Source organism: Streptomyces otsuchiensis, from assembly GCF_004305975.1.
Lineage (GTDB): Bacteria > Actinomycetota > Actinomycetes > Streptomycetales > Streptomycetaceae > Streptomyces > Streptomyces otsuchiensis.
In genome coordinates this window covers 1-7,597 of record NZ_BHZI01000276.1, presented here as the reverse complement: position 1 = coordinate 7,597, position 7,597 = coordinate 1, and the positions used below count along the sequence as shown (strand labels likewise).

The following is a 7,597-nucleotide window of genomic DNA, read 5'->3' as shown; positions in this document are numbered from 1 at the left end:
GGCGGGCGCCGTCGGCCGGGCGGCGCCTCGGGGCCCGCCATCACTGGCCGGGAGCGGGGTCGGCGCCGCCACCGCCGGCTCCGGCGCACGGTACCCCCGCCGCCGTTCCGGGCGTCCCGGCGGTGGTGTTCCGCGCCGCGGCGCGGGCGCCTCGGAGTGACCGATTCCACAGTCACGCCGCCGCCCCCGGCTGCCGCCGTGGAGCGGCGGTGCCGGGGGCGGCGAGGTGACGGACGTACGGCCGGCGGCCGCGGACTGATCAGCCCTGGCCGGGTACGAGCGCGAGGTCGGTGACCCGGTGCGCGCGGGGGAAGTCGCCGATCCGGTCGGCTCCGCCGCCCAGCAGGTCGACGCTGTAGAGCCGCTCACGGCCGTCGGTGCGCAGGACCGCGTAGCCGCTGTTCGCGCCGGTCGCCGTGTCGGTGTGAATGTCGAAGCCGGCGTCGGGGCCGGCGTCGACGCCGAGCGAACCGGTCGGCGCCAGCGTGCCGGCGTTGGCCGGGGACTGGAGCACCACCTGGTCGGTGCGGGTGTCGAGGTCGAACAGGGTGGTGGCGGTCGCCGGGTCGAGGTCGTTGTTGGTGTAGGCGGCGGCCGTGACGCCGGTGGCCACGGCGCCGTCGGGGCCGGTCAGCGTCCCGTCGGTGACGGTGACGCCGGGGGCGGGCGCGCCGTTGGGGTCGTCGATGTTGTGGCGGAGGTTCTGGCCGGTGTCGCTGATGACGCGGAGCCGGTTGGCGGCGGGGTTGAAGTCGACGCCGAAGTAGTCGCCCTCCAGCGCGACGCTCAGCTGCGAGACCTTCTCCGCCCGCACGCGCGGGGCGAGACCGACGCGCCCGGGGCGCGGGGTGAGGGTGTACACGCCGCCCTCGTCCCCGACGCCGTAGAGGGCGCCGTCCTGGACTCGGTAGTCGATACCCACCAGGTGGCCGTCGCCCTCCAGGCCGCGGACGCGGCCGAGAGAGGTGGCGTCGCCGGGCCGGTCCACCGTGAACCGGACCAGGGAGCGGCCGTCGAGGCCGATCGCTTCGAGGGAGGTGCCGCTGTGGGTGGCGGCGGAGCCGGCGTACGGGGCGGACTCCGTGTCGGCGGAACGGTCCGCGCCGGTGGCCGTCGTCTGACCGAGCATCGCGACGCCCATCGTGCCCGCGAGCAGGCCGATGACCAGGCGGTTGCGCATGAAGTGCTCCTTGGTGACGTGATCGGTTGATCGACTCCCAGCCCGCTCATCGTGCCGAGCCGACACCCCTGCGGGCGGACATTTCGCCCGGCGCGGCCGGGTGAACGGGAGTCCGCCGACGCGGAACGAGGCCGCCGGACGGTGCTGGAAGTCACGAGGACCCGCCCGGCGGCCCGCCGCCCCACCGCCACGAGGACACGGGCGGTGGGACGTCAGGGGTACTTCGGGGCAGAGCCGCACAAGGACGGTCGCTCGGGGAGAAACAGACCGGATGTCACTCTTGAGGGTGAGTGGAGCGTTCAGCCGCCACGATCACGGCGCGGCGGTCACGGCGCGAACGATCAGGGCGCGGCGATCACGGCCCGGGTATCAGAGCGCGGCCAGTTGCCCTCCGCCCACGACCACCGTGGTCCCGGTCTGGAAGCTGAACGCGTCCGACGCCAGGGCCAGCGCGGCCGAGGCCATCTCCTCGGGCCGGGCGATCCGGCGGAAGGCGGGCACCCCCGCCTCGGCGAACTGGGCCTTCAGCGCGGCCCACTGCTCGTCCGTCACCCCGTCCGGCCGGTGCGCGTCCAGCATCTCGGTGTCGGTCATGCCCGGCCCCAGAGCCGTCACCCGGATGTTGTGCTCGCCGTTCTCCAGCGCGGCGGCCTGCACCAGGCCGCGCAGGGCGCCCTTGCTGGAGGTGTAGGAACCGAGGCCGGTGCGGGAGGCGAACTCGTTGGAGGAACTGGTCACCAGGATGACGCCGCCGCCAGCGCGGCGCATGTGGGGGATCTGGTACTTCATACCGAGGAAGACGCCCCGGACGTTGGTGGCGGAGACATCGTCCCAGTCGGCCACGGACACCTCGTGGACGTCGGTGAACGGCTTCTGGACGCCCGCGTTGTTCAGGGCCACATCCACTCCGCCGTGCAGCCGCACGGTGCGGTCCACCAGCGCCTTGACCTCCTTGTCGCGTCGCACGTCGGCGCGGTGGAACGTCGCGTCGCCGCCGGCCTCGCGGATCTCGCGCTCCACCGCCCTGCCCCGGTCCGCACGCCGCCCGCAGAAGACGACGCGCGCGCCCTCGGCTGCGAAGGCGGCTGCGCAGGCGCGCCCGATACCGGAGGTGCCGCCGGTGACCAGGACGGACTTCCCCTCGAACCGGCGGGCGCCGCCCGGGGAGCCGGCGGAGGTCCCGGCCTCGGCCGCGGCGGCGCTTCCCGCCAGGCCGAACCCCGTCGCGGCGGCAGCGGCGGCGACCGCCGCGCCCCCGAGTACCCTGCGCCGGTCGATGGGCCGGTCGGTGTGCTGGTTCTCGTTCGCCACCTGTGCTCCTCGGTTCTCGTCTGGGGTTGCTCCGGGCCGCACACGGGGCTCCCGTGCGGCCGGCGGGGCCGCCGACCTCGCGTGCGGCGGCGTCCTCCGTGCTCACTGTGGTCGTCGACGGGACGCCGCGGAGCAGTCGTTGGGCCGGGGTCGTCCACCGACTTTGGTCGGATGTGCCGGGCGCGGGCCGTGCCTAGGCTGGCCCGGTGACGAACCCGGACCACCGGCGCTGGCTGCGGACCGCCTGGCTCGCCTATCCGATCTACGCGACACTGCGGGACGCCCCCGGTGGCGACGCCGGGATGCTTCCCGGGGCCGCGCCCGGTGTCGCGGTGGCCGTGCTGCTGTGTGCCGCGCTCCTGGCCGTGCGGCGGTATCCGGTGGCCGTGGCGTTGATCGCCCTGGCCGGGTTCGTGGTGGAGAGCCACCCCTGGCCGCTGCTCGCCGCCCTCTTCGAGGTGGCGGTGCGGGGGCGGCTGCGGGTGGCGGCAGGGCTGACGCTGGCCGCGGGTGTGCCGATGTCCGTCCCGGCCCTGCGCGAGCTGGTGAACATGCCGGTCTTCACTCTGGCCCCGTGCGCCTTCGTCTTCGTCCCCGTCGCCTGCGGCCTGGCGGTTCGCTCCCACCGGGACCGGGCGCACGCTCTGGCGCGACGGCTGGAGCTGCGGGACGAACGTATCCGGACCGCCGAACGGGAGCGCATCGCGCGGGAGATGCACGATGTGCTCGCCCACCGGCTGAGCCTGGTGGCACTGCACGCCGGAGTGCTCCAACGGCGCGCATCGGAGGTACCCGCGCCCGTGCGGGACCGGCTGGCGCTGCTGCGCGCCACCAGCACCTCCGCGCTCGACGACATGCGGGACCTGCTCGGCGCGCTGCGCGACCCGGTCGCGCCGGATCGCGCGCCGCTCACCCCGGTCACCGACGACCTGCCGGGGCTGATCCGGGAGTCGGAGGAGGCCGGGACCCGGGTCCACCGCGACCTGGCGGAGCTGACCGGCTTGCCGGCCGCCGTGCGGCTGGCGGCCCACCGCATCGTGCAGGAGGCACTGACCAACGCGCGCAAGCACGCACCGGGGCGACCGGTACGGCTGACGGTCCGTCCCGAGGCGGGCAGGCTGGTGATCTAGGCGGTCAACGACCTGGCCGACCACCCCGCGGACGGACCGGCCCGCTCCACGACGACGGGCGCGCACCCCGGCGCGCACGGCGAGGCCGAGGGCTACGGCCTCCGGGGCGTCGCGGAGCGGGTCGGCGCGCTGGACGGCGAGCTGAGCGCCGGCCCCACCAGAGCCGGACGGTTCGCACTGCGCGCCGAACTGCCGTTCTCGGCGCGGCCGTCCGGCCGACCGGCGCCCTTTCCCGGACGCGCGGCCGGCGCCGGTACCAGTGCCGGTGCCTCTGCGGGTGCCTCTGCGGGCGCCGAGCCCGGTGCCGGTGCCCGTGCGGGAGGCGTCCGGTGATCCGGGTGCTGATCGCTGACGACGATCCCCTGGTCCGCGCGGGTCTGGCCGACCTGCTGGCGACCGACGAGGACATGGAACTGGTCGGCGAGGCGGCGGACGGCCGGCAGGCGGCGGAGCTGGCCGCCCGTCACCGGACGGACGTCGCGCTGGTGGACATCCGGATGCCCCGGATGGACGGCATCGCCGCCACCGCGGCGCTGCGCGCCCTGCCGCGACCGCCCGCCGTGGTCGTGCTGACCACCTTCGGCCTGGACGCCTACGTCCATGACGCCCTGGACGCCGGCGCGGCCGGTTTCCTGCTCAAGGACACCGATCCGGACGGCATCCTGGAGGCGGTCCGGGTGGTGGCGGACGGCGGGGCGATGCTCTCCCCGGCGGTCACCCGCACCGTCATCAGCCGCTACCACCGCCCGGACGCCGGACGCGCCCGGCTCGCGCGGGCGGCGGTGGCCCGGCTGACGCCGCGTGAGCGGCAGGTGCTCTCGTCGTTGGCGCGCGGTCTCACCAACGCCGAGATCGGCGCGTCGCTACGGGTCCGGGAGTCGACGGTGAAGGCGCACGTCAGCCGGATCTTCGGCGAGCTGGGTGTCACCAACCGGGTGCAGGCGGCGCTGCTGGCGCACGACCTCGACCGGGACCGCGAGGTCGGCGGCTGACGCCTCGTCGGCCCGTGCCGTGGCCGACCGACTGACGCCATGTCGGCGATCGGCCGGGGCTGGGGCGCGACAGCCGGGTGCCGGCGTCTTCCGGTGCGGTCGAGGGCCCGTGCCGGCTTTCCGGGGAGGCGTCCCCAGAATTCCACGGTGGTGCGCCCCCGGGGCGAAGTGGGAGCGCGATACGGACGGTATACCGGAAGGCAATTACACCCGCAATTTCAGCGCCGCACTCCGGGCATTGTCCTCTCTTTGCGCGCGAGATGAGGTTGCATTCTAAACAATCCACCCTGAACGTATGTGCAGTTGCGGGCCGACGAATTCTGCGTTGCACTGAGTTGGTCAGCCAACCGCTCTTCCCAGAAGGGGATGGTGTCATGTTCTCCGCAGAAACCCGCACCCGGGACCTGCAGTCTCTTGAGGTCGACGTCGAGGAAGCGCTGAACCCGACGGAGGCCGACGGAACGTTCCGCGACTCCCGCGAGTGCGCCGTGCTTCTGCTCCTCGGGGGTGCACTCCTCCTCTCCCCGCCGACCCCGCGCCCCAAGAAGTCCTGAAGGGCGTAAACGGATGAAGCAATTGTCGGGCGCAGTGCACGACCTTGCTTCGGAACTGGTCTCCGCCCTTCGGGGCGGGGACCACTCCGTTGCGGGCACGACCGCTTCCGTCGGCGGCGACGAGGCGCTCACCGTGGCAGCGGTGCGCACTCTCGGCGCCGACGTACTCCTGCCGAGCACCCTGCTCCGCCGGCCGGCCCCGGAACCCGACCTGGCGCACTTCCGGGAGGCCGTCCGCGCCTACCCGCCGGGCCCGCAGTCCTCCCCGACCGTGGCCTGGAGCCACTGGGCGATGGAGCGCGCGCTGCACCGGGCGACCGCCGGAGCGGGCGAGGCCGTACCCCGCCACCACGGCCACCCTGACGGTGCCGAGGGACGGGGCGCGCCGGAGGCCGACGCCGCCGGCCCGGACGTCTCGGCCCTGCGGGAGGCCGGCTGGCAGGCCCTCACCCACCAGCTCTCCGTCCTGGCGGCCCTGGCCGTCCCGCACGCCGACTCGGGGGTCGCCGCCGAGGCCGCGCGCCGGCCGGTCGACGTCTCACGCGGCTTCGTCCGCGCCGTCCGGCGCCGGGACTGGCTCCAGGCCGCGGGCGCCGGACGCTGGCTCGCCGTCATCGGCGGTGTGCCGTCCTCCCTCGGCCTCGACGCGGGGCTCCGGTTCGTGCTGGGCATGGGCGGCGCCGATCCCCGGGTGGCGCTGCACGTCCACGCGGCGACCCTGATGCGTGCGGACGGCCTGGCCACCCCGGACGAGCCGGACGCCGAAGCCGTCACGGAGCGGGCCCCGGCGGACCCGGGGGCCACGGCGTGAGCGCAGCCGCCCAGCCGTCCGCGGCGACCCAAGCGCCCGAAGCGACGGAGGCCGCCCTCGCCGACGCCCTGCCGGGCGCGCTGGACGCCCTGGCCCTGGAGTCACTGGAGTGGGCGTGGGAACGCTCCTGGCGCTTCCGCCTCCCGGCGGACGTCACCGACCCCGGCAGCGACCTCAACTGGACCATGAAGCCGCTCGGCGAGCTGGCCCAGCTGACGGTGTCGATCCGCCGGTGCTCCGCCCCGGACGGCGCACTCCACCGGTCCGCGACGCGGCTGCTGGAGTTCTGCTGGGACCAGACCGGCGAAGGCCGGGTACTGCTGGAGCTGTTCCACGCCGAGCCCCACACCACCTACCCGCTGGAGATCTACGCCGCCTTCGCCGGGGAGGGGCTGCGGCACGCCGGCTTCGAGGAGTTCGCCCGCGCCCGCTGCGCCACCCGGTCCTGGAGCCAGGCCGAGCAGCAGCCCCACCGGCGCCTCGGCATCCTCAACGCCGAGCGACGCGCCGGGATCACCCCGCACGGCCCGTTCGCCCCGGCCCTGCGCCGCACCTGGCTGGGCGGGCTCCCCGAACCGTGGACCTTCGAGCAGGGCTCCGGCTACCACCTGACACACACCGTCTTCCACGTCACCGACTGGGGCGCCGAGCCGTCCCGGATGCCCGCCGACCTGGCGGGCTATCTGCTCAACTGGCTGCCGAGCTGGACGGACACCTGTCTGGACGCCGAGCAGTGGGACCTCGCCTGCGAGCTGCTGGCGGTGGGAGCGTCCCTGCCGGTGCCGCTCGCCCCACGTCACACCGCGCCGGCCTGGCAACGGCTGGCCGGCGCGCGCGGCCCCGACGGCGCGCTGCCGGAGGACGGCGACCCGTTCCCGGCGGACCATCCCGACGCGTTCGCGCTCAGCTACCACTCCACGCTGGGGGCCGCGTTCGCTGCCACCCTGACCGCCGCCCGGCTCCGCGAGCGCGGTGCGGACCCGGACGCCGCGAGGAGCGGGACCGAGAGCCGTACCGACTCGGGCCCCGGCCCACGCCCAGGCGGTCAGACCGACGGTCACACCGACAGACACACCGACACGGACGGCGCCGGACGGCGCCGGGAGGAGCGGGTATGACGGACGCGTCGGGCATCGGTGTGATGCACGAGGTCGGCGACCGGGCGATCGCCTGGCTGCACCAGCACCAGAACGGCTTCCGGCCGCGCCATGACGACTCGACCACCGACTGGGAGGTCAAGGACCGGCTGAAGCCGATCGGCGAACTGGCGCTCATCGGGAAGGTCCTCTTCCGCGAGGGGGTCGCCGGCTCCCGCCAGTCCGCGCTGACCCGGCAGCTGCTGGACAACGCGTGGCGCGACCTGCTGGACGGCGGCCGGCTGCTGACCTGGATGCAGCAGCAGGAACCGCTCTCCCCCATCCCGTTCGAGATCTACGTCCCGTTCCGTGAACTCGGCTACGAGGAAACGTCCTTCGAGGCCACCGCACGGACCGTGCACGCGCTGGACAGCTGGTCGGCGATGGAGGCCCAGCCGGCGCACCGGCAGGGCCTCCATCGCCGACCAGCTGTCCAGCGCGTGCACGGTCCGTGCGGTGGCCTCGAAGGACGTTTCCTCGTAG

The 7,597-nt window shown here is 74.6% G+C and carries 8 protein-coding genes; 6 read left to right on the top strand and 2 right to left on the bottom strand.

The window, feature by feature from the left end:
- Positions 1 to 259: 259 nt before the first annotated feature.
- A complete protein-coding gene (locus tag E0D90_RS21365; protein ID WP_130799692.1) occupies positions 260 to 1,180 on the bottom strand; it encodes a DUF4394 domain-containing protein in 921 nt (306 codons plus the stop codon).
- A gap of 369 nt (positions 1,181 to 1,549) precedes the next feature.
- Complete coding sequence (locus E0D90_RS21360) at positions 1,550 to 2,491, bottom strand: SDR family NAD(P)-dependent oxidoreductase (protein ID WP_174856240.1); 942 nt, start codon at positions 2,489 to 2,491, stop codon at positions 1,550 to 1,552.
- 206 nt (positions 2,492 to 2,697) lie between these two features.
- Here E0D90_RS21360 and E0D90_RS21355 point away from each other — a divergent pair, with 206 nt between their 5' ends.
- The 6 genes from E0D90_RS21355 to E0D90_RS21330 form a co-directional block, all read left to right on the top strand.
- The gene (locus E0D90_RS21355; protein WP_130799691.1) at positions 2,698 to 3,621 is read left to right on the top strand and encodes a sensor histidine kinase; all 924 of its coding nucleotides are present in this window, start codon (positions 2,698 to 2,700) and stop codon (positions 3,619 to 3,621) included.
- 329 nt (positions 3,622 to 3,950) lie between these two features.
- Positions 3,951 to 4,613, top strand: a complete 663-nt coding sequence (locus E0D90_RS21350) for a response regulator (protein ID WP_130799690.1) — start codon at positions 3,951 to 3,953, stop codon at positions 4,611 to 4,613.
- Between the two features lie 374 nt (positions 4,614 to 4,987).
- Positions 4,988 to 5,167 (top strand): hypothetical protein, encoded by a 180-nt coding sequence (locus tag E0D90_RS21345; protein ID WP_103500767.1) that lies wholly within the window; start codon positions 4,988 to 4,990, stop codon positions 5,165 to 5,167.
- Positions 5,168 to 5,180: 13 nt separating this feature from the next.
- Positions 5,181 to 5,978, top strand: a complete 798-nt coding sequence (locus E0D90_RS21340) for a hypothetical protein (RefSeq protein ID WP_227870379.1) — start codon at positions 5,181 to 5,183, stop codon at positions 5,976 to 5,978.
- A complete protein-coding gene (locus E0D90_RS21335; protein WP_174856239.1) occupies positions 5,975 to 7,096 on the top strand; it encodes a DUF6895 family protein in 1,122 nt (373 codons plus the stop codon). The genes E0D90_RS21340 and E0D90_RS21335 overlap by 4 nt, the downstream gene beginning before the upstream one ends.
- Positions 7,093 to 7,597, top strand: a 505-nt coding sequence (locus E0D90_RS21330; RefSeq protein ID WP_438827429.1) for a DUF6895 family protein, incomplete at its 3' end; no start/stop codon positions are given. The genes E0D90_RS21335 and E0D90_RS21330, both read left to right, overlap by 4 nt.